The sequence below is a fragment of the Streptomyces liliiviolaceus genome, assembly GCF_018070025.1.
In the GTDB taxonomy this organism is placed as follows: Bacteria; Actinomycetota; Actinomycetes; order Streptomycetales; family Streptomycetaceae; genus Streptomyces; species Streptomyces liliiviolaceus.
The window spans coordinates 1,215,517-1,238,373 of the sequence record NZ_JAGPYQ010000002.1 but is presented as its reverse complement, the minus strand read 5'-3'; the positions used below and the strand labels follow the sequence as shown (position 1 = coordinate 1,238,373).

Genomic DNA, 22,857 nt, shown 5'->3' with positions numbered 1-22,857 from the left:
CGATGCGGACGACGGGGGCGGGCGACAAGGGCGTGGGCGGACACGAGCCGGGCGAGGGGAGCACAGGGGGCGGCAGCCCGACGCTGACCTCGGAGATCCGGCGCGTCCTCGCCCGCGTCGACGCGCACGCGGCCCGAGCGGACGAGCCGGTCGCCGCAAAGGCGGGCACGGACGCCGGTGAGAACCGCGCCGACGGTTCCGTGCGGAATCCGGCCGGTGCGGCGGGTCCGGGGACCGGCCCCCTCGACGCGCTGGTCGACTGCTTCGGGCTCACCCCGTTCGAGCGGGACCTCGTACTCCTCACCGCCGCCTGCGAGTTGGACGCCACCACCGCCGCCCGCTGCGCCGCGGCGAGCGGGGACCCGGAGCGCGCGTACCCCACGTTCTCGCTCGCCCTGGCCGCGCTCGCCGAACCGCACTGGAGCGCGCTGACCCCGGTCGCGCCCCTGCGCCGCTGGCGGATCGTCGAGCCGGCCGACGACGCGCGTCAGTCCCTGACCCTGTCCCGGCTGCGGCTCGACGAACGCGTCCTGCACTTCCTTCTCGGCTCGCCCTACCTGGACGCGCGCCTGCACGGCCAGTTGCGCCGCGCACCGGCCCCCGAGGAACTGCCGCCGTCGTACGAAACGGCCGCGAGCCGGATCGCCGAGGGCTGGACCACGCTCGCCCGGCCCGACGCGCCGCTGCTCGTCGAGGTGGTCGGCGGTGATCTGCGTAGCCGGGCCGACATCGCCGCCGCCGCGGCCGCCCGCTCCGGGCTCGCCCTGTACGCGATGAACGCCGAGGACATCCCGACCGCCCCCGGCGACCGCGATCTGCTGGCCCGGCTGTGGCAGCGCGAGGCGATCCTGCTGCCCGCCGCCCTGCTCGTGGAGGCGGACGAACTCGACCGCGACCAGCACGCGGCGACCGACGCGTTCCTCGCCGGGGCCGCCGTTCCCGTCGTCGTGTCGAGCCCCGACCCGCGCCGGTCCGACCGGGCGCGCGGCGAGCGGGTGACGGTGCCGCGTCTGGACGACGAGGAGCAACTGGACCTGTGGACGGGCGCGTTCGAGGACGTCGCCGACATCGGTGAGGGCGAACTGCGGTCGCTGGTGGCCCAGTTCCAGCTGCCGCCCCATGTCGTACGGTCAGCCGCGGCCGCCGTACGCCGTGAGCTGCCGGCCCAGGACGCGCCGGACCCCGCGCTGCTCGCCTGGCGGGCCGGGCTGGACGAGGCCCGGATCGGCATGGACGAGCTGGGCCGCCGTATCGAGCCGGACGCGGGCTGGGGCGACCTGGTGCTGCACGAACGGCAGACGAGCGTGCTGCGGGAGATCGTCGCGCATGTGCGGCAGCGGGCGACGGTCCACCAGGAGTGGGGCTTCGCCGCCACCCTGCGCCGGGGCCTCGGCGTCACCGCGCTCTTCGCGGGCGGCTCGGGCACCGGCAAGACCCTCGCGGCCGAGGTGATGGCCAAGGAACTGGGCCTGGACCTCTTCGTCATCGACCTGTCCCAGGTGGTCAGCAAGTACATCGGCGAGACCGAGAAGAACCTGCGCCGCGTCTTCGACGCCGCCGAACGCGGGGGCGCGCTCCTCCTGTTCGACGAGGCCGACGCCCTCTTCGGCAAGCGCAGCGAGGTCAAGGACAGCCACGACCGGTACGCCAACCTCGAAGTCAGCTATCTGCTCATGCGCATGGAGGCGTACCGGGGTCTCGCGATCCTCACCACCAACATGAAGAAGGCCCTCGACACCGCGTTCCTGCGGCGGATCCGGTTCGTCGTCGACTTCCCGTTCCCGGCCGAGCACGAGCGTGCCGAGATCTGGCGCCGCGTACTGCCGCCGCAAACCCCCGTGAAGGGCATCGAGCCGGAGCTGCTGGCCCAACTGACCGTCGCGGGCGGCTCGATCCGCAACATCGCCCTCTCCGGCGCCTTCCTCGCCGCCGAGGAGGGCGACCGCCTCCAGATGCGGCACATGCTCGCGGCGGCCCGCACCGAATACCTCAAGCTGGAACGCACGCTCACGCCCGGGGAGGTCCGCGGATGGGTGTGAACGGCATGGACACAGGCGCGGGCAGGCGGCCGGACGCGATCCGGGTGGACGTCGGCGAACTCGTCCTCGACGGCTTCGCGGTGGACCCCGACCGGGTGTCCACCGCGTTCACCCACGAACTGACCCGGCTGGTACGGGAACACGGCGTGCCGCTGGCCGGCGGGCGCGGCCCGGTGACCCTGGACGCGCTGTCCGGCCTGCCGCCGCTGCCCGCCGGGCTGTCGGCGCGACGGCTCGGCCAGGAGCTGGCACGGGCCGTGCACGCGGGCCTCTCCGGTCAGGGGGAGGTGCAGGCCCCATGAGCGGCAACTCCCCGACCCAGGACGCCCGTTCCGAGCAGGCCGCCGAACAGCGCCGCCGCAAGCGCAAGGAGCGCGCGGCCAGGGCCCGCGCACCCGAGCCGAAGGACATCGTCAGCGGCGCCGGGCAGCCGCTCGACGTCGGCGTACGACGGGAGCTTGAGGAACAGCTCGGGCACGACCTCGGCCGCGTACGGCTGCACACCGGGCGGGACGCCGGACAGCTGACCGAGCTGCTCGGCGCGGACGCCGTCGCCGTCGGCCAGGACATCTTCTTCCGCGAGGGCGCCTACCGCCCCGGCACCGCCGACGGCAGGCGCCTGCTCGCCCACGAGCTGTTGCACACCGTGCAGAACCCGGACGGCCTCGGCGCCCTGCGGGCCGGCCGCGACCTCGGCGCGGTCAGCCTCCCGCAACAGGCGATCGAGCAGGAGGCGGAATCGGCCGCCCAGGACCTCGTACGCCCGGCCGCCGCGCAGTCCGCGCAGCCTGCGTCGTCCGCGTCGTCCGCGTCGTCCGCGGAGGAGTTTGCTGCGGAGGTGGCGCCGGGGCAGGCCACGCCCGGCTGGCTGCGGTACGCCACGGTGGACGCGGACCGGCGTCGCATGGAGGAACTGGATCCCGCGACCCTGATCGACCGCCTGGCGAACGGCGTCCTGAGGTCCCTGCGCGGCGACCCGGAGGACAGGTCGGGCCGGGTGCGGCTCCAACTGGCCCGAATGGCACCGACGGTGCAGGAGACCGTGCTCGACCGCCTGGACCAGCGACTGCCCGCACCGGTCCTGGACCGGCTGCTGGAAGCCGTGGAGGAGGCGGAACGGACCTGGCCGCTGCCACCGAGGGCCGCCACCGCTCCGACGGCTGTGCCCGGTGCGGCGGAGGAGATCGCGGAAGAACGCGAGCAGGCCTCGGCCGAGGGGCGGCGGGAGGAGGAAGAGCGCGCGGCGGCGCCCCAGGAGGGGAAGGGCCGGCAGGAGGACGACGAGCGGTCCGCGCCGGGCGACGCACAGGACGGGCGTGCCCCCGACTCCGAGGATCGCCAGGACGGCGAGTCCGGCGGGCGGGCCGCGTCCAGGAACGGTGAGGAGTCGGCCGGGCGGCAGCAGGAACGGTCCCAGGAACGGCAGGACGACCGGCAGTCCTCCGGACAGGACGCGCGGGAAGACGCCTCGGACGAGCGCGAGGACACGCGGGACACCCGTGAGGAGCAGAAGGAGCAGGACCGGCACGACGCCCGGGACGAGGAGCAGGGCCCCCAGGACGAGGCCGCACAGGAACCCGAGCAGCAGGCGGGCGAACAGGATCCGGGACAGGCACAGGACCCGGGTGCCGAGGCCGCCGGTCGACAGGCGGCGGCTTTGGCGGCGGTGGACCGGAGCGGGGCCGAGCCCGGCGAGAGGTCGCGCACCGGCGACGCCACCGGCGCGGCCCGCACGACGGGCGACCCGGACAATCAACAGGACGCGGACGACGAGCCGTTGGAGCTGGAGACGGACTCCGTCGAGGGCGACGCCGAATCGGCGCCGGACACCGACGAGGACGCGGGCGGTGGCACGTCCGACACCGACACCGCGCCGTCGGGCGGGGACACGGCCACCGACCCGCGGCTGTTCGAGCGGCGCAAGCGGGGAGCGCCCCGCGCGCCGGCCCTCTCGTTCTCCGACGGTCCGTCGGCCGCGGACGAGATCCAGGACACGGCGGGGGCCGAAGCCGGGCGGGACACCGCGGTACACACCGAGGAGGACGACGCCGAGGACCGGGCCGTCCAGGAACTCATGGACGCCCCGACCACCGACGACGACTCCGCGGCGGACGCGGAGGGACCGTCCGCCCTGTCGGCGGCCGGCGGTGCGGCGGCGACGTCCACGCCGGTCACGGGCAAGGACGCGGACGGCGAGCGGGCGCGGGAACGTCAGGAGGACACCGAGGCCGCCCGGCGCGACGAGGAGGCACGCGCCGCCGATGGTGCCGCATCGGACGCGGTGCCTTCTTCCGGCGAGGCGGCCGGGCCCGACCGGTTGGCCAAGGCGGACGAGGAGGCCCGTACCCGGTCCACTGGTTCGACCTCGGGTACCCAGGGCGCCTCGGACGGCAGGACCGGCGGCGAAGCAGCGGGCGGACAGGCCGCGGTGGGCGCCCCGGACCGGACCGGGACGGGGGCCGGCCCGGACAGCGGAAAGACGGACGGCCGGCAGGCCGGCGGCGGCACCGACCAGGCCGGGAGCACCGCGGGCCGGGACGCCGGTGGCACGGACGCGGGCAGGAGCGATACGGAGCCCGCGCCTACCGTGCCCGGTGCCGGCGAGCAGGACGTGACGGAGGGCAAGGGCGACGCCACGTCCCCCGGCCCCGTGACGGGCCCCGACAAGGTCTCCACCCCGGGGCCCGTCGCCGCCCCGCAACTGGCCCCGGGCAACGGCCCCTCGCCCATGTCCGCCGGACCGGAGGCGGGGACCAACGCCCCCAAGGCCACCGCAGCACCGGGATCCGCACGCCCGGCAGGCGGGTCGACGGGATCGCGAGCCCGGCCGACGGGCAGCAAGAAGCAGGCGGCACGTCAGGCCGCGAAGAGCGCTCGGAAAAGCGGCGGGGGCGGCGGGCGTACGGCCTCCGCGGCCACGCCCGTACGGGCCGGTGGCCGGGGCGGCGGCGGTCGTACCGCCGCGGCCGGCGGATCGAAGCCCAAGAAGGAGGCACCGGCTCCGGACGTCTCCAACGCCACCCCCGAGTCGGGCCTGGCGACGGCGGGATCGCTCAAACCGCACCAGGCCCTGGAGACCCTCAAGGGCGTCGACGGCGCCGTGGGCCGCTCCGTCGACAAGGAACGCTCCGCTCTGCGGAAGGCGCCGCCGACCATGCGGCGGCCGTCCGGCTCACCGCGCACGGTCCCGGGCGGCCCGTCACCCGCGGCCCCCGGCACCTACACCAACGCCAAGGTCTCCCGCACGGAGGCCGCTGCGGGCAGGACGGCCGAGATCACCGGCGAGCGGAAGCCGCAGGGCGAGGTGCCGGGCGCGAACGTGCCGGAGCCGAGCTGGTGGGACATCGCGCTCACCATCGGCGCCCAGCTGTTCGGCAAACTCCTGAAGGAGATCCTTCCGCTCGACGACCTGATCGACTCCATCCTGGGACTCCCGACCCATGACGAGGGCATGCGGAACGCCCGGGTGGGCGACGCCCCCCGGCTGCCGCTCGAAGACGATTCCGACCCGGGGCGCACCGACGAGCAGAGCGGCAGACTCGACGAGAGGAAGACCGAGCTGCACCGGTCGGGCCGGGCGGACGCCGCCCTGCCGATGGGCGAGGACCAGCTCTATCCGGACGTCCCCAGGGAGACCCTCACCGCCAAGGCGACCGGCGGGAAGAAGGGTGTGCGGTCGAGCGGCCCCCGGTCGGTGTCCGGGGGCGTGCCCATCGAGTCCGCGTCCGCGGTGGCCGAGCACGACCGGGGCCCGCAGATCCACGCCGGCTTCTCCGAGGGCCGGCAGAAGATGGGCCAGGAGCGCCGGGACAAGGACAAGAAGGCGACCGACGACCGTACGCAGCACGACGAGGACCTCGCACGCGAGGTGGACGCCAGCGGCAAGAAGCAGGCCGACGCCCGTGACAAGGGCCGCTCCGACATCTCCGACTCCCGCGACCGGTGGCGCAAGGAGCAGGACGACAAGGTCTCGGAGATCGACGACAAGAAGGGCAAGAAGTACGACACGGTCCGCAAGGACATCAAGAAGAAGGAGGAGGACACCGACAAGGACGTCGACAAGCGCACCGAGGACGACAACAAAAGAATCGAGACGGAGCAGACCAACTCCGAGCAGGAGGCGGAGAAGAAGCAGAACGAGGGCAAGGACGACGCCGACAACTGGCTCGAAGAGGCCATCGAGAAGCTCAAGGACTTCTTCGAGACTCTCAAGAACGCCATCAAGACCGTCTTCGAGAAGGCCCGTCAGGTCGTCACCGACCTCATCGAAAAGTTCAAGCAGCAGGTCTTCAAGCTCATCGACGACGCCCGCAACTGGGTCGTCGAACAGATCAACACCTTCGCGGACGCCCTGATCGCCCTCGGCGACGAGCTCCTCGCCGACTACCCGGCGATGCGCGACAAGTGGCGCAACACCATCGACGGTGCCCGTGACTGGGCCGTGCAGAAGGTCAACGAGTTCGCCGACGCGCTCAAGGAGGTCGCCGGCAAACTCCTCGACGGCCTGTGCGGGGCGCTGCTCGCGGGGCTCGACCTCCTGGAGGGCGGTCTGCTCGCCGCCGTCGACATCGCCGAGACCGTCACGGTCGGCGCCCTGGAGTTCGGTGCGGCCGTCGTCCAGGGCCTCGGCGAATGGGCGGCCATCTTCAACGACATCGTGTCCGACCCCGGTGACTGGATCGGCAAGGCCGGTGCCGCCGCCGAGACGGGCGCCAGGGACCACCTCTTCGACGAGATCAAGACGGCGGTCAAGGCCTGGTTCAACCAGAAGGTCCAGGAAATCATCGGCATCCCGCTGGAGGACTTCCAGGAACTGCTCGACGGCGGTGTCAGCGTGGAGCAGATGGGCCAGATGGCCTGGGACGAGGCGCTGCCGCAACTGCCCGTCATCATCGGCGTGCTGGTCCTCGAAAAGGTCGTCGCCAAACTCATCCCCGGTGCAGGCTGGGTCATGGCCGTCATCGACGCCCTGCAGACCGCCTGGGGTGCGCTCAGCGAGATCCTCGCCGCCTTCGGGCTCTTCATGGACTTCCTGAAGTCGGTCAAGAGCGGCAACGGCGCGCTGCCGTTCGCGAAGGCGGTCGCGGCCGGTGTCGTCGCACTGCTGGAGCTGGTCTACACCTTCCTGATCGAGGGCGTGGGCCGGTTCATGGGCAAGGTGGCCGGAAAGCTCGGCGACATGCTGAAGAACCTCCGCAGGAAGAAGGACAAGCCGGGTGGGCCGGACGCTCCCGGTCAGCCGTCCGCGCCCAACCGGCCGAAGGACGGGAAGCCGAAGGACGACGAGCCGTCCGGCGCGGACAAGGACGCCGACCGCCCGGCCCCGCGCAAGCCGTCCCCGGACAGGACGTCACGGCCCCGGCCGGGGCCCCGCCCCGGCAAGCGGTCCTCCCCGGAGAAGAAGCCGCGCCCCTCGCACACCACCAGGCCGAAGAAGCGCCGCGACGACGACGAACGCCGTGAGGAGGGGCGCGACGTCAACGCGGCGAGGCGGAAGGCGAAGGACGCGGAGAGGAGGACGCGCGACGAGGACCGGGACGGGCGTACCGCCGGCCCCGGACGTCGTGGCCCCGCCCGGGACACGCTCCGCCCCGACCGGCGCCGCCCCGGCACGGACACCGCGGACGGCCGCGACCCCGCGAAGACGCGTCCCGACGACCGCGGCAAGGACGACAGGCGTCCCGACAGGGACAGGACCAAGGACAAGGACAAGGACAGGGAGAGGGACGACAAGCGTCGTCCCGAAGACCGCCCCCGCCGGGTCCGGCGCGCCCGCCAGACCGTCAAGTCGGCCGCGAACAGGGCCCGTCGAGCCGCCCGCAAGCTCCACGGCAAGGCCCGCCGCAAACTCGGCAGCCGCCTGAACGACCGGCTGCGGCGACTGCGGGACCGGTGGCGCCGACGCGGGGACCGGACACGCGACGACCGCTCCCGCCGTCCGAACCGTGACCGGCGCCGGGACCGGGACCGGGACCGGGACCGGCGGGACGACAACTCAGAGCCGGTGAACCTGCCGAAGGTGCGGTACGCCGATGCCGACGACGGTGAGCGCCACACGCTGATGTTCCACGGCAGGGGCCCGCGTGCGCCCCTGTACATCCACAGCACGCCGCAGGAGGTACCGGCGTTCATGGCGGACTGGCGCAAGGATCTGAACAGGCCGGAGGCCAAGAAGGACAGGGCCAGGCAGCAGCAGTACGTGGGCGCGGCCGAGAACGAGTACCAGGAAGCGCTGAGGATCCAGGCGCTGATCCCGGTGGAGACCGACAAGGAGAAGAAGAAGCGGGAAGCCGAGAAGAACAAGAGGGACCTGGCGCGGCAGATGAAGAAGTTCGCCGGTGAGGCCCGCAATCGGCTCTACTTCGACCTTCCCCCGGAACAACTCCAGAGCTTCTCCGATCTCTCGCTCGGTCCTCAGCAGCGGCGACCGGACGACAACCACGAATCCAAGTTCATCGGCACGCCGTCGAAGACGGTCTTCGGGGGCGGCGGTGAGGACGCCGCCAGGGCCGCGTTCGGACAGCCACCCGGCTGGACCGATGTGGTGAACCGCGGCCTGAGCGAAGGATCCCGCTGGGTCCGCATGCACCTGCTGCCGGAGCGGATCGGTGGCAGGGCCAAGGGGAACAACCTGGTGCCGGCACGTGGTCAGGAGACGAACCTGGACGCCCTGCGAGGGATCGAGGACCAGGCGTACAACGCGATCGGGGACACGGAAGACCTCATTCGGTACAAGTCGGGTGCGAAATTCAATCATCCCGACTGGCCTCATCTGCCGAGCCATGTCTACGCGACGTACGGCGGCTACGAAAAGGTCGGCGGAACAGGCAAGAGCCCGGAGGACTGGCGGGAAAAGGCTCTGAAGAAACCCTGGAGCCAGAATCCCGAGCCGATCGCCGCGAACGAGAAGACCAGGCTGTCCATCAACACCGTAGGCGCCCCCACTGTTCAGGTCAGGCTTCTCGGAGGCAGGCATCCGCGCCTTGCGGACCATTTCGTCAAGGCGCGCAACACGTTCCTCGCCTCGGGCCAGAAGCTTACGCAGACGGGCGGCGGGCGGCAGTTGAAACGAATGGTGAAGGACTACGCCAAGGGAACCAACATTTCCCTGGAAGGCTTGGAAGTCATGGCAGCCGCATACGAAAAGCTGATCGATGAGAGTGAAGTGAGCTGGACTGTGTCATGACGACGAACAACGAAGCAGAATTCCGGTACCCGTTCGAGGAACGCTGTGCAAAGGTCCTCCAGCAGATCAGGGAGAACCCTGAACTCGATGTGCACCTGGCGCGGCTGGACGAGATCGTCTGGGCGCTCGACGTCGCCGAGACGGTCTTCGAGGAACTCGCGGAGGACGACGGCCTGCCGCTGAGCCACCGTGTTCAGGAGTACTTCTTCCGCTACGGCGCGGTCGAGGCGGCCTGGCGGTCCCGGCGTCCGGACACGGCACTCGTCGGCGAGTTCCAGCTCCACCACATCATGAGCGCCGTCGCCAACAAGCGCATGACGAAGTTCTGGAAGGGCGAGGACGACGCCGAGCGAGCCCTGTACAGCGACCTCCGGATCTTCGACGAGACGCCCCGGACCGGCTCCGGCCGCATGGCCCTGCTGCGGGCGACCCCGGGAGCCACCGATCCCGAGGTCTGGTTCTTCGACATGCGCCAAGGTGCCGCACTCATGGAACTGGACTACCCGGCGTACCTGGAGGCCCTGCTCGTCACCAAGGGTGTCATCGGCTGGCAGTACCTGTACTGCCGGCCGGAGGACTGCGGCACGGGGTTCATCCCGCTCGTGGACGGACTGAAGGAAATGCTGGACGTATTCCCCCGCCTCTTCCCCGACCACGACTACACGGACCTTCGGTCCCGGCTTCAGGAGCGACTGTGACCCGTTATGCCGACATCCCCAAGCCCATCCGCTCCGGAATAGTCGTCGTCGACCCCGACCGCGGCACCCCCCAGCGCATCATCGTGCTCCAGTTCAACCCCGACACTCTGGAGCGCAGTCTCAGTCCGCAGTCCGCCGGGGGGAGCGGGGATTCCGGGGGAGGGGGCAGCGGGACCGGGGACCGGAACGAGGCTCTGCGGCTCAAGGGGCCCGCCCAGGAGACCTGGAAGTTCACCGCCGAGATCGACGCCACCGATCAGTTCGAGGTCGCCGCCCCCGACGGCATCCACCCCCAGCTCGCCACGCTGGAAATGCTCGTGCAGCCCACGACCCAGCAGATCCGCGACGCCACCCGCCTCTCGCAGAAGGGGGCCATCGAAATCAGCCCGATCGAAATGCCGTTGACCCTGTTCACCTGGGGCAGCAAACGCGTCATGCCCGTGCGGATCACCGAACTGTCCATCAACGAATCGGCGTTCGACGTGAACCTCAACCCGATCAGGGCCTCGCTCAGCATCGGGCTGAAGGTCCTCACCGTCAGCGACCTGCCCGCCGGACACAAGGGCGCCGACCTCTACATGGCCCACCTCGCCCAGAAGGAACGCCTCGCCGCGGCCGCCCGCCGCGGCAGCCTCGGCGGACTCGGCCTCACAAGCGCAGGCACAGGCGCAGGCACCGGCATCGGCACCGGCGTCACCCTGACCGGAAGGGGCTGAGGCAGCGGCCATGGCAGACATCGAGCCCTACGAGAACGCCCTGGACGCCATCCCCGGCGCCCACCCCTACCCCCGCTCCAGCCGCTACCACGACGCCGAGATCGGCATCCACCGCCAACCCGACGGCACCGAAGTCCGTTACACCAAGCGCCGGTTGCTGCCCCCGCTCGGCCAGCCCGATCAGCTCGACCAGCTCGACCGGCCCGGCGACGAGGGCCGGCGCCACACCGTCGGCAGCGGCGACCGCCCCGACCTCCTCGGGCAGCGCTACTTCGGCGACCCCGCCCAGTGGTGGCAGCTCGCCGACGCCAACCCGGTGCTCGACCCGCGGGAGCTGACCGACGAGGCCGGCAAGGTCATCGAGGTGCCGCTCCCCGGCAGCGGGGGAGAGCGGCGTGTTTGACGTCCCCGTGGGCCAGGGCCCCGTACACATCACCCTCCGCATGGGACCGAAACTCACCCGCCCCGTCCCCGCCGAGGTCACCGAAGCACTGCTGTCCGCGCAGATCACCGCCACCGCGGGCGAACGCGGCGGCTTCCAGCTCGCCTTCGACCTCACCAAGAACGGGATCATCAACCGCGCCCTGCTCCCGGAGGGCTTCTTCGACCCGAAGACCCGGATCATCGTCACGGTCACCGTCAAGGGCACCTCCGACGTGCTCCTCGACGGCCTGATCGTGCGCCAGGAGGTCGGCGCCAGCAATCAGCCGGGCCACTCCACGCTCACCGTCACCGGCGAGGACCTGTCGCTGCTGATGGACCTGGAGGAGCGGACCGACCGCTACCCCAACCTCCCGCCCTCCGACCGCGTCCTCGCGATCCTGCGCCGCTACTCCGACTACGGCATCCGGCCCGACGTCTACAAGGAGAAGGTGAGCCAGCCCCCGCACCAGGACCTGCGCGTCCACTACCAGACCGGCACCGACCTCCAGTACGTCACCGAACTGGCCCGCGCCAACGGCTACACCTTCTATCTGGAGCCCGGCCCGACCCCCGGGCAGTCGTCCGCCCGCTGGGGACCCGAGATCCGCCTCGGCATCCGCCAGCACGCCCTCAACGTCAACATGGACAACAACTCCACCGTCGACCAGCTGACGTTCTCGTACGACGGGACCGCGCGCGAGGAGCCGCAGGCCCGCTGGCAGGACCCGGGCACCAGGGTGTCCACCCTGCTGCCGCAGCCGCCGATCAGCCCCCTGCGCCCGCCGCTCGGCAGACGCCCCACCCCGGCGCTCAAACGCCGGACGCTCACCGGCACCGCCAAGCAGCAGCGCGAACAGGCCGAGGCCGAACTGCTCGCCCGGGCCGCCGTGTCCGCCGACGTCATCTCGGGCTCCGGCTCGCTCGACGTCAACCGGCACGGCTACATCCTCCAGCCCCGCCAACTGGTCGGCGTGCGCGGCGCCGGACGGGCGTACGACGGCGACTACTACGTCAAGTCCGTCACGCACAACCTGCGCCCGGGCTCGTACCAGCAGAACTTCACCGTCTCGCGCGAGGGGCTTGAGGCGCGCAGCGCCTACGTCAGGCCCTGACCCACCGCGAGGCGACCGGCAACACCCGACAGAGCAGGAGCAGTTCAGCATGGCGGCAACCGGCAATCGCTACCTCGGCAAGTTCCGCGGCCGGGTGGTGGACAACGACGACCCGCTGCGGATCGGGCGGGTCAGGGCCGAGGTCCCGGACGTCCTGGGCGACGAGCCGTCGACCTGGGCGCTGCCCTGCCTGCCCTTCACCGGGCCGGAGTCGGGGCAGTTCGTGGTGCCGCCGCCCGACGCCGGCGTCTGGGTGGAGTTCGAGCAGGGCGATCCCAGCTTCCCCGTCTGGACGGGGTGCTGGTACGGGGCCGCCGAGGAGCTGCCGCCCGACGCGCGCCGCGAACTGCAGACCGGTTCGCCGAACAAACCCGTGGTCGTGCAGACGCCACTGGCGCACAAGCTCGTGATGAGCGACACCGCCGGCGCCGAGCAGGGGATCCTGCTCCAGGCCCAGGGCGGCGCGTACATCCGCATCACCAAGGACGCCGTGGTCATCGCGACCGGCGCGGGCGCCGAGGTCGTCCTGCGCGGCAGGGAAGTGACCATCAACGAGGGCCAGTTGACCGTGCTCTCGAAGCGATAGCGAAAGCACCCGGACAGCGACAGCCGCAGCGGCGGAGAGACGACAGTGAACGGAAGACGGGGGAACCATCAAGTGTCCAGAGCGACAGGGGCGTCCGGAGGTCTGCTCGGCGCAGGCGCCGTGATCAGCTGCCCGCACGGCGGGCGCGCCACCACAGCCGCCCCATCGGACTCCACCGTGCTGATGGACGGGCATCCCGTCGCCACGGCCGCACACGCGTACGTCGTCACCGGCTGCCCGCACACCGTCGACGGGGTGCCCGAACCGTGTGTCTCCGTCCGCTGGACGGCCGGAAGCACCGGGGTGACGGCCGGCGGCTCGCCCGTCCTGCTCGACATCTCCGCGGCCGAGTGCTTCACGGCCGCCTTCGTGCCGCAGGGGCCGCCCGTCGTCCAGGCCGACCGGCGAAAGGTGACCGTCCGATGAGCCCACGCACCCGCCCCCGTACCGACATCGCGTTCCCCTTCAGGGCCGACCGCCGGGGCCGCACCGCGCACGCGCGCCACGACGAGCACGTGCGCGACCTGATCGAACAGGTGCTGTTCACCAGCCCCGGCGAACGGGTGATGCGACCCGACTTCGGCTGCGGACTGCTCGACCTGGTGTTCGCACCCAACAGCCCCGAACTCACCAGCACCCTCGAACTGTCCGTGCAGGCCTCCCTGCAGCGCTGGCTCGGCGACCTCGTCGACATCGAGGCCCTGGACGTGGTGGGCGAGGACGACACGATCCGGGTCCACCTCTCCTACGCCGTGCGCTCCACCGGGACGCGCCGCGACGACGTCTTCGAAGGGAGGGCCGCGGCATGACGGCCTCCGGCACGACCCACGGCACGACCACCTCCCGGCGGGCGAAGGCGAGAGCCGCCCAGCTCAACGGGGTCGACGCGGTCGAGGTGAGCGACGACGGGCTGACCCTCACCGTCACCTTCCTCGGCAAGGCCCCGCACGGCCTGTGCGCCGAGAACGTACGCATCGAGGGCGGCCGGCGCATCGACGGCCTCACCGGCATCACCGTCGTCGACATCGGCGTCGAGCGCGAGGAGGACCCCGAACTCGACGACCGGCTGTACGTCACCCTCGACCGGGCCGGCGACTCCTCCCGCTACCGGCTCTCGCTGGTGGAGACCGACCCGTACGGGCGTCCCGGGACAGAGCCGTACCGCGGCTTCGACCAGCGCTATCACAGCGCCTCCTTCACCTTCCGGCCCGACTGCCCGACCCCCTTCGACTGCAAGCACGACCACGGGCACGGGCACGACCACGACCACGAGCACGGGAGTGGGCACGGGCCTTCCGATCCGGCGGCGTTCCCCGAAGTGCCCGTCATCGACGACACCGCCCGCGACTACGACACCATCCGCAAGCTGCTCCTGGACCGGCTCGCCCTCACCACGCCCGACTGGATCGAGCGCAACCCCGCCGACCTCGGCACCACGCTGGTCGAGATGCTCGCGTACACCGGCGACCAGATCAGCTACCAGCAGGACGCCGTCGCCACGGAGGCCTATCTCGACACCGCGCGCCGCCGGGTCTCGGTCCGCCGGCATGTGCGGCTCATCGACTACGCGATGCACGACGGCTGCAACGCGCGCGCCTACGTCACCGTGGAGAGCGCCGGCGAGCACACCCTGCCCCCGGGCACGTACCGCTTCGCCTCCGTCGACGTCCGCTCCCTCGACCCGCACGACCGTCCGGCGCCCGGCACGGTCATCGGCGACGGGGACCTCGCCGACCTCGACGAGCGCGGGTCCGTGGAGGTCTTCGAACCGGTCGTGGCCGCCGACCCGCTGGAGCTGCGGTCCGCCCACAACACGATCCGGCTGTGGACCTGGGGCGGCGAGACGCGCTCCCTGCCCAGGGGCGCCACGGCCGCGACCCTGCGCGACGAGTGGCGCGACACGGAGACCTGCGAGGAACGACAACTCACGCTGCGAGCGGGTGACTTGCTGGCCCTTGAGGAGGTGAAGGGTCCGCGCACCGGCACCCCCGGCGACGCCGACCCCGCCCACCGGCAGGTGGTCCGGCTGACCTCCGTCACCCCCGCCGTCGACCGGATCGAGGACCAGCCGGTCCTGGAGGTCACCTGGGCCGCCGCGGACGCGCTCCGCTTCCCGCTGTGCCTGACCACCCACGCCGGACGAGGCTGCGAGCCGGTCGAGGACGTGACGGTCGCCCGCGGCAACGTCGTCCTCGTCGACCACGGCCGCTCACCGGACCCGCGCGGCGAAGGCCTCCCGGAGACGGTGACCGTACCGCCCGCCCCCGCCGTCGTCGGCTCCTGCGGCACACCGGCCTTCGGCTGCGCCGACCCCGACGAGGGCAACGCCCCCGCCCGGCTCGTCAACTCCCTGACGGACAAGGCGGAGTGCGGCGATCCGCTGACCCCCGACGACGTCCACGAGCTGTTCGCCGTGGTGGGCGAGGACGCGACCGTACGCGCCGGACTCGGCCTGGAACTCACCGGGCGGCGCCCCGGCCCCGGCGGATCGCGCAGCGAGGGGCGGGTCGTGCCGGGCACGGCGTACGCCCAGGCCGCGGCGCTGCGGACGCTGCTCGCCCAGTCCGTGTACCCGGGCATCGCGCCCCGCTTCCGGCCCGTGCTCGGCCGCTCGCCCGTCACCCAGGCCGTGCCGTTCCCGGACCCCGGGGTCGTCGCCGACGGCCAGGCCGAGCGCATCGCCGCCATCCCGGGACGGGTCGAGCAGCGGCTCACCGAACTGTGGCGCAGCGCCCGCGACCGCGACGGGCTCGGCGACCAGGAGATCGCCGAACTCACTGTGCTCTACGGCCTGAAGGTCCTGGAGCGCCTCGAACTGCGCCGCCACCCGGTCCGCGCCCTGCGTGAACTCCTGTTCCGCAGCGACCGGTTGCTCCACGCCAAGCTCCGGCGCGTCGAGGTGCTCACGGCACGGGCCCGCGCGGGCACGGTCCTCGACGGACACATCGCCTGGGAGATCGCGCACAGTTGGGGACCCGCGTACGCGGACGGACTGCACCCCGGCGAACAGGTCCTGCGGGGCCCCGCCTCGGCGGCGCTCCGGCACGACCCACGCCGAGCCCTACCCGCCGTCCGGCTGCATGAGGGCCGTCACGGCGATGACGGCGGTCACGGCCACCACCGCGACGCGATCTGGGAACCACGCCGCGACCTCCTCGACAGCACCCCCCGCGACCGCCACTTCGTCGGCGAACTGCAGGACGACGGCCGCCTCGCCCTGCGCTTCGGCGACGGCCGGCACGCCGCGCGGCCCACCCCCGGCACCCGCCTCGCACTCCGCTACCGGCTCGGCGGCGGCACCGCGGGCAACGTGGGCGCGGAGGCCATCAACCACCTCGTGCTCACCGTCGACTGCGACCGGCCGCCCGTGGCCGGCGTACGCAACCCGCTGCCCGCCGCCGGCGGCACGGAACCCGAACCGGTCGAGCAGGTACGCCAGTCGGCCCCGCTCGACCTGCGCCGCACCAGACTGCGCGCCGTCACCGCGGACGACTACGCGGCCCTCGCCGCCGCCCTGCCCGGCGTCCAGCGGGCCGCCGCCACGCTCCGCTGGACCGGCAGCGGCCAGGAGGCCCACATCGCCGTGGACGCGTACGGCACCGGGAAACCCTCCCCGGGGCTGCTCGCCGAGGTGACCCGGGCCCTGGAGGCGTACCGCCGTATCGGCCACGACCTCGTCGTCGGCGCCGCCCGGCCCGTGCCGCTCGACATCGCGCTGCGCGTCTGCGCGGTCCCGGGCCACCAGCACGGGCAGATCCTGGCGGAGCTGTACCGCGTACTCGGCCGGGGCCGCCTCCCCGGCGGGCGGCTCGGCTTCTTCCACCCGGACGCGCTCAGCTTCGGCGAACCGGTGCGGCTCAGCCGGCTGGTCGCCGTCGCGGCGGCGGTGCCGGGCGTGGAGAGCGTCCAGGTCACCCGGTTGCGAAGGCAGTTCCACGAGGACCGCGGAGAGAGGGAGGACGGCGTGCTGCGGCTCGGCCCGCTGGAGATCGCCACCTGCGACAACGACCCCGACCGACCGGAGAACGGCCGGCTGACGATATCCCTCGGAGGTGCCCGATGAGCGACGACTGCACCTGCGGCGGAGCGTGCGGCGACGGAAACGGGCCCGGCGGTGCCACCGGTTGCGGTGGCGGCGCGTGCGGCGGTCACGACGAACGCCTCGCCCCCGCCCCGCTCCACAACCCTCCCGGCCGTACCGCCCTCGACTACCGCGTCGGCGACCACGCCTCCTTCCTGGCCGCCCTGCTCGACCGGCTCGCCTCACCCGCGTACCCGGCGCTGCGGGGTCTGACGGTCCGCACCCCGGACGACCCGGCGATCGGCCTGCTCGACGCCACCGCCGTCCTGGGCGACCTGCTCACCTTCCACTCCGAGCGGATCGCCGACGAGGCCTATCTGCGCACCGCCGACGAACACCGCTCCCTGGTGCTGCTGGGCCGCCTTGTCGGCCACCGGCCGCGTCCGGGCGTCGCCGCCGCCACCCATCTCGCGTACAGCCTCGAACGGGACCCGCGCGCCGAGACCCTGCCCGTGGTCGTCCCGCGGGGCGCGCGCAGCCACAGCGTGCCCGCGTCCGCCGACGAGCAGTCGCAGACCTTCGAGACGAGCCGTGACCTGAGCGCCCGCTGGGACTGGAACGAGCTGAAGGTCAGGCGCCGCCGCCCCTCCCTCGTCACCCCGGAGGACCTGGAGCGCCGCTCCGCACTGTTCGTCGAGGGCACGGCCAACTCCCTCGCCGTGGGAGACCAGTTGCTCTTCGTCTTCGGCGAACAGGCGGGCGCGCAAAGGCTGCTGCTGCCCGTGGCGAGCGTCCGCGTCGACCGGGACGACGAGATCACCGCGATCGGGCTGCCCCGGTCGGCCCCGCCCACCTTCCGTGAACTCGTCGACGAGGTACGGCGCTGGACCACCGAGCCCGCCGCCCCCGGTGAGCCCGGCGACGAACCGCCCACACCGGAGGTGCCCAACCCGCGCCCGGTCAGCCGTCTGATCGACGACCTCGACGACCAGGTCCTCGCCCCGCTGCGGACGGACCTGGACGGCATCGGCACACCGGAGAGCCTCGCGGCCCGTCTCGCCGAGCCCGTCGCGCGCCTCGGCGAGGCCCAGGTCCTCGCGACCCCGTACGAGGACGTGGCGGCCTGGTTCGAGCAGCTGGAAGCGGTGCTCGCCGAACTGGCCGAGCGCGCACTGGAGTTGGCGCCCGCTCAGCCGGTCCCTCAGGGGGAGGGCTCGACGACGGCAGTGACGCGGAGCGCGCCCGCGGCCCCGAGCACGTCGGCGTCCGCGACCGGCCGCCACGAGGCCGCCTTCCAGGCCCTCGGCGCCGTCCTGCCCGCCCTGCGCGGCAAGGCACCGGCGGCCACCTCCACCGCGCGAGCGGCCCGCACCCGCCGCCCCGGCGCGGACACCGCCCGTCTGCTGTCGGTCCTCGACCCGGGCCTGACCGGTCTCTACCCGGCCTGGCGCACGGCCGCCGCCCCCGGCACCCCGCAGCTCCTGCGCGAACTGCTCGCCCTGCGCGTGACCACCGCTCCCTTCGGCGCGATGGCCCCGCTCAAGCCCGTCCAGGACGACCGGGGCCGGGTCATCCGAACCGCGGACTGGCCCCTCACCGGCGCCCTGCTGGTCAGCATGCGCGTCGTGTTCGACACGGCGGGCAGGACTCCGGTGCGGGCGGAGTTCCAGTACGTCGAGGGCAGCAGCTCCGACCAGCGCGCGGAGAATCTGCCCCTCACCGTGCCGGTCACCTTCCGCCTCGGCACCGGCGAGGTGGAACTGTCCGCCCTCGCCGGCCAGGACCGCGAACCGAGCCGGCTCACCAGGCGGGCCGCCGACGCGCAGGAGCCCGGCGTCACCGCCGTCCTGCGGGCGGGCCTGCCGGAGCGCACCCTCTCCGTGTCGCGCCCCGACGAGGACGGCCTGGTCCAGGTGGGGATCCACAACGGCACCACCGAACAGGTCACCCTCCGGCCCGGCGTCCCGGAGCAGTTCACGCACGGCGAGTACGAGGTGAGCCTCACGTACACCGTGGGCAGCGCCGCCCCGAACGTCGAGGTGGTCGTCGCCTCGAAACCCGCGCCCGCCAACCGCCGTCTGCTCCAGCTGGACTCGGTGCGCGACAACATCACGGTCGGCAGCTGGGTGGCGATCCAACGCCCCACCAAGGGCGCCGAGGGAGGCATCCCGGGCGACCCGGCCCTCGCGTACGTCACCACGAAGGTCGAGTCGGCGCGGACGGCCGCGTACACCAACTACGGCATCACCGGCCGGGGCACCGAACTCGTCCTGGCCGACCCGTGGCTGGACGAGTTCGACGTCCTGCTCTCGCACATCCGCGACACCACGGTGCACGCGGCGGGCGAGCCGCTGCGCCTCGCCGACGAACCGCTCGGCGAGGACGTCCACGGCAACGAGATCGAACTTGCCGAGCTGTACGACGGGTTGCGGCCCGGCCGCACCCTGATCGTCGACGGAGAGCGCAGCGACCTGCCCGGCGCCACCGCCGTACGGGCCACCGAGGTCGTCACCGTCGCCGCCGCCGAACCGGCGATCGACCCGCGGCTGCCCGGCGACCACGTCCACACCGAGCTGACGCTCACCACGGACCTCGCGTACCGCTACCGGCGCGACAGCGTGCGCGTCCTCGGCAACGTCGTCGAGGCGACGCACGGCGAGTCCCGCGACGAGGCGATCGGCAGCGGCGACCCGGACCGGGCCAACCAGACGTTCGCGCTCTGGCAGTCGCCCCTCACCTGGCTCGCCGACGACAACCCGCTCGGCGCCACCCCGGTCCTGGAGATCAGGGCCGACGGCGTGCTCTGGCACGAGGTCGACAGCCTCGCCGGACGGGGTCCGCGCGAACGTGTCTACATCACCGGCAGCACCGCCGACGGACGCACCACCGTGACCTTCGGCGACGGCGTCCACGGCGCCCGGCTGCCCGGCGGCCACGAGAACGTCCACGCCCGCTACCGCTTCGGCACCGGCCGGGCGGCCAATGTCGCCGCGGGCCGCGTCACCCAGGCCCTCACCCGGCCCCTGGGCGTCTCCGCGGTCACCAACCCGCGCCCGGCCACCGGCGGAGCGGACGCGGACGGGCCCGCCCTGACGCGCCGCACGATCCCCCTCGCCGTCTCGGCCCTCGACCGCTTGGTGTCGGAGGCCGACTACGAGGACTTCGCCCGCTCCCGGGCCGGCGTCGGCCGGGCCGCCGCGCGCGAACTCTTCGACGGCCGGAGGCGCGTGCTGCACGTGACGGTCGCGGGCACGGACGACGTGCCGATCACCGGAGCCGGAGCCGGCGACGGTGGCGACTCGCCCCTCCTGCGATCCCTGCGGGCGGCCCTCACCGAGTACGGCGACCCGAACCTCCCGGTCCGCGTGGACGCCCGCGAACTCGTCGCGCTCCTCGTCTCCGCGAAGGTGAAGGTGTCGCCCGACCACTCCTGGCAGTTCGTCGAACCCCGCCTGCGCCAGGCACTCCTGCGCCGACTCGGTTACGAGGGGCGCGAGTTGGGGCAGCCCGCCCGACTCTCCGACATCCTGGCCACCGCCCACCGGGTGCCCGGCGTCGACTACGTGGACGTCGACGTCTTCACCGGCGTACCCGCCTCCATCACCGCCGCGGAGCTGACGAAGCTGCTCGCGAACCCCGGCCTGCCGAAGGCGACGGTCCCGGCACGCGGAGCCACGTACGACGAGAAGACCCACACCGTCCGAAAGAAGGACGGCGAGACGCTGTCGGAGATCTGCGGCCGGTACGGGGTCCCGCTCGCCGAACTCCTGCGCCTCAACCCCGACATCACCGACACCCGCCGCCTCGCGAAGGGCCGCTCGGTGTACGTCTTCCGCGGCATCCGCCCCGCACAGCTCGCCCTGCTGTCGCCGAGGGCCGCGGACACCCTGATTCTGACGGAGGTCAACTGATGTCCAGGGAACCGGACGGACTCGCCGAGCTGCTTCCCCAGTGGCACCGGCTGCGCGACGCCCAGGAGGGCGAACCCCTGCGCGCGCTGCTCGCCGTCATGGCCGAACAGCTCGACCTCGTAAGGGAAGGGGTCGAGCAGGGTTACGAGGACCTGTTCGTCGAGACGGCGGCCCCCTGGGTACTGCCGTACCTCGGCGACCTCGTCGGCTACCGCACCCTTCCCGGCTACGAGCGGGTCCTCACCACCGGTCTGCGCGGCGGCGGACCGGCCGCGCTCACCGAGGCCGTCGCACCCCGCGCCGACGTCGCCGCCACGGTCGCGAACCGCCGCCGCAAGGGCACCCTCCACCTCCTCGAAGAACTCTCCGAGAACGTGGCGGGCTGGCCCGCACGCGCCGTCGAACTCTCCCGCCACCTCTCCCACCAGCAGCCCGTGAAGCTGTACGGGACCGGGGGCGCCGGGGTCCAGGAGCGCGGCACGCGCGGACGGCTCGCCGACCTCCGCAACGGCTCCGCGCTCGACCTCGCGGGCGGCCCCTTCGGCGAGGTGGCCCGCTCGGCCGACGTCCGCAGGGCCGACTCCCGTCACCGGCAGGGGGGTTGGACCCCGGCGGGCGTCGGACTCTTCGTCTGGCGGCTGAAGGCGCACTCGCTGACCTCGTCACCCGCGTACTGCGTCGACCGCGCCCGCAACCTGTACACCTTCTCGATCCTCGGCAACGACACCCCGCTCGTCACCCGGCCGGTGCCCGAACCCTCGCCGCACCACATCGCGGAGATCGACAACGTCCCCGCCCTCATCCGCCGCCGCCGGCTCCACGACCGGCTCGCCGACCTCTACGGCCCCGGCAAGAGCTTCGTCATCCGGCGCGACGGCGAGGACAGGCCCGTACCGCCCTCCGACATCGTGGTCGCCGACCTGTCGGAGTGGCGCTACCGCCCGAAGCGCGGCCAGGTCGCGGTCGACCCGGAGCTGGGCCGCATCGCCTTCGGCGCACGGACCGCGCCCCGCAAGGGCGTCTGGGTCGACTACCACCACGCCTCCGGCGCCGACCTGGGCGGCGGCGAGTACGCACGCGACCGCGAACCGCGCCCCGACGCCACCGTGTTCCGGGTCGGACCCGGCCAGCGCCACCGGCAGATCATGGACGCCTACCGGGCCTGGCAGCACGACCGCCGGGCGGGCCGCTGCGGTCCCGAGGGCATCATCGAGATCACCCACAGCGGCGCCTACCAGGAACAGCTGGACTTCGACCTCGACCCCGGCGACCGGCTGGAACTGCGCGCGGCAGAGGGCACCCGTCCCGTCATCCGGCTGCTCGACTGGTACAGCAACCGCCCCGACGCCCTCAACATCCGTGCCGTCTCCGACGACTGCGCCCCCGGCGAGCGCCCCCGGATCGTCCTCGACGGGCTGCTCGTCACCGGCCGCGGCATCAACGTCACCGGCCCGATGGGCGCCGTCGTCGTACGCCACTGCACCCTCGTGCCCGGCTGGTCCCTGGAGCCGGAGTGCGACCCGCACTCCCCGGAGGAACCGAGCATCGTCCTGGAACGCACCACCGCGTGCCTCCAGATCGAGCACAGCATCCTCGGCACCATCGAGGTCATCGGCGACGAGGTCTCCGAGGAACCCCTCGACATCCACCTGCGCGACAGTGTCCTGGACGCCACCGCCGACGACCGCGAGGCGCTCTCCGCCCCCGACTGCCGGCACGCCCACGCCGTCCTGCACCTGCACCGCACCACCGTGATCGGCGAGATCCACACGCACGCGGTCCGCATCGCCGAGAACTCGCTCTTCACCGGCCGCCTCCACGTGGCCCGCCGCGGCATCGGCTGCCTGCGCTTCTCGTACGTGCCCACCGGCTCCCGTACGCCCCGCAGGTACCGCTGCCAACCGGACCTGGCAGGTGAGGCGGGCCCCGGTCAGGCCTCCCGCGTACGGCCGCGGTTCACGTCCACGCGCTACGGGACGCCCTGGTACGGGCTGCTCGCGGACCGGGTCGCGCAGGAGATCCGGCGCGGCGCGGAGGACGGGGCCGAACTCGGCGCCTTCCACGACCTGTACCGGCCCCAGCGCGAGGACAACCTGCGGGCACGGCTCGCGGAGTACACGCCCGCGGGAACGGACGCCGGGATCTTCTTCGTGACGTAGACCCGC

Annotated in this window: 13 protein-coding genes; all 13 read left to right on the top strand. The window is 72.7% G+C overall.

Annotated features, from left to right (window positions below):
* Positions 1-2 precede the first annotated feature (2 nt).
* The 13 genes from J8N05_RS40775 (at position 3) to J8N05_RS40715 (ending at position 22,851) form a co-directional block, all read left to right on the top strand.
* The gene (locus tag J8N05_RS40775) at positions 3-2,039 is read left to right on the top strand and encodes an ATP-binding protein (RefSeq protein ID WP_210892179.1); all 2,037 of its coding nucleotides are present in this window, start codon (positions 3-5) and stop codon (positions 2,037-2,039) included.
* Positions 2,030-2,341, top strand: coding sequence for a hypothetical protein (locus J8N05_RS40770; protein ID WP_210892178.1), 312 nt, complete (start codon positions 2,030-2,032; stop codon positions 2,339-2,341). Before J8N05_RS40775 ends, J8N05_RS40770 begins: the two co-directional genes overlap by 10 nt.
* Positions 2,338-9,225 (top strand): eCIS core domain-containing protein, encoded by a 6,888-nt coding sequence (locus J8N05_RS40765; RefSeq protein WP_210892176.1) that lies wholly within the window; start codon positions 2,338-2,340, stop codon positions 9,223-9,225. Before J8N05_RS40770 ends, J8N05_RS40765 begins: the two co-directional genes overlap by 4 nt.
* Positions 9,222-9,923, top strand: a complete 702-nt coding sequence (locus tag J8N05_RS40760; protein WP_210892174.1) for a hypothetical protein — start codon at positions 9,222-9,224, stop codon at positions 9,921-9,923. Before J8N05_RS40765 ends, J8N05_RS40760 begins: the two co-directional genes overlap by 4 nt.
* Positions 9,920-10,639: a hypothetical protein gene (locus J8N05_RS40755; protein WP_210892173.1), complete on the top strand. Its 720-nt coding sequence runs from the start codon at positions 9,920-9,922 to the stop codon at positions 10,637-10,639. The genes J8N05_RS40760 and J8N05_RS40755 overlap by 4 nt, the downstream gene beginning before the upstream one ends.
* A gap of 10 nt (positions 10,640-10,649) precedes the next feature.
* The gene (locus J8N05_RS40750) at positions 10,650-11,042 is read left to right on the top strand and encodes a hypothetical protein (protein WP_210892171.1); all 393 of its coding nucleotides are present in this window, start codon (positions 10,650-10,652) and stop codon (positions 11,040-11,042) included.
* A complete protein-coding gene (locus J8N05_RS40745; RefSeq protein WP_210892169.1) occupies positions 11,035-12,174 on the top strand; it encodes a hypothetical protein in 1,140 nt (379 codons plus the stop codon). The genes J8N05_RS40750 and J8N05_RS40745 overlap by 8 nt, the downstream gene beginning before the upstream one ends.
* 49 nt (positions 12,175-12,223) lie before the next feature.
* The gene (locus J8N05_RS40740; RefSeq protein WP_210892167.1) at positions 12,224-12,760 is read left to right on the top strand and encodes a phage baseplate assembly protein V; all 537 of its coding nucleotides are present in this window, start codon (positions 12,224-12,226) and stop codon (positions 12,758-12,760) included.
* Positions 12,761-12,832: 72 nt separating this feature from the next.
* Positions 12,833-13,186: a hypothetical protein gene (locus J8N05_RS40735; RefSeq protein ID WP_210892165.1), complete on the top strand. Its 354-nt coding sequence runs from the start codon at positions 12,833-12,835 to the stop codon at positions 13,184-13,186.
* Positions 13,183-13,569: a GPW/gp25 family protein gene (locus J8N05_RS40730; RefSeq protein WP_210892163.1), complete on the top strand. Its 387-nt coding sequence runs from the start codon at positions 13,183-13,185 to the stop codon at positions 13,567-13,569. Before J8N05_RS40735 ends, J8N05_RS40730 begins: the two co-directional genes overlap by 4 nt.
* Positions 13,566-16,823 carry a putative baseplate assembly protein gene (locus J8N05_RS40725; RefSeq protein ID WP_210892162.1) on the top strand — a complete coding sequence of 1,086 codons (3,258 nt, stop codon included), beginning with the start codon at positions 13,566-13,568 and terminating at the stop codon, positions 16,821-16,823. Before J8N05_RS40730 ends, J8N05_RS40725 begins: the two co-directional genes overlap by 4 nt.
* Positions 16,820-20,692, top strand: a complete 3,873-nt coding sequence (locus J8N05_RS40720; protein WP_210892160.1) for a putative baseplate assembly protein — start codon at positions 16,820-16,822, stop codon at positions 20,690-20,692. Before J8N05_RS40725 ends, J8N05_RS40720 begins: the two co-directional genes overlap by 4 nt.
* Positions 20,692-22,851: a hypothetical protein gene (locus J8N05_RS40715; RefSeq protein WP_210892158.1), complete on the top strand. Its 2,160-nt coding sequence runs from the start codon at positions 20,692-20,694 to the stop codon at positions 22,849-22,851. Before J8N05_RS40720 ends, J8N05_RS40715 begins: the two co-directional genes overlap by 1 nt.
* The last annotated feature ends 6 nt before the right edge of the window (positions 22,852-22,857 follow it).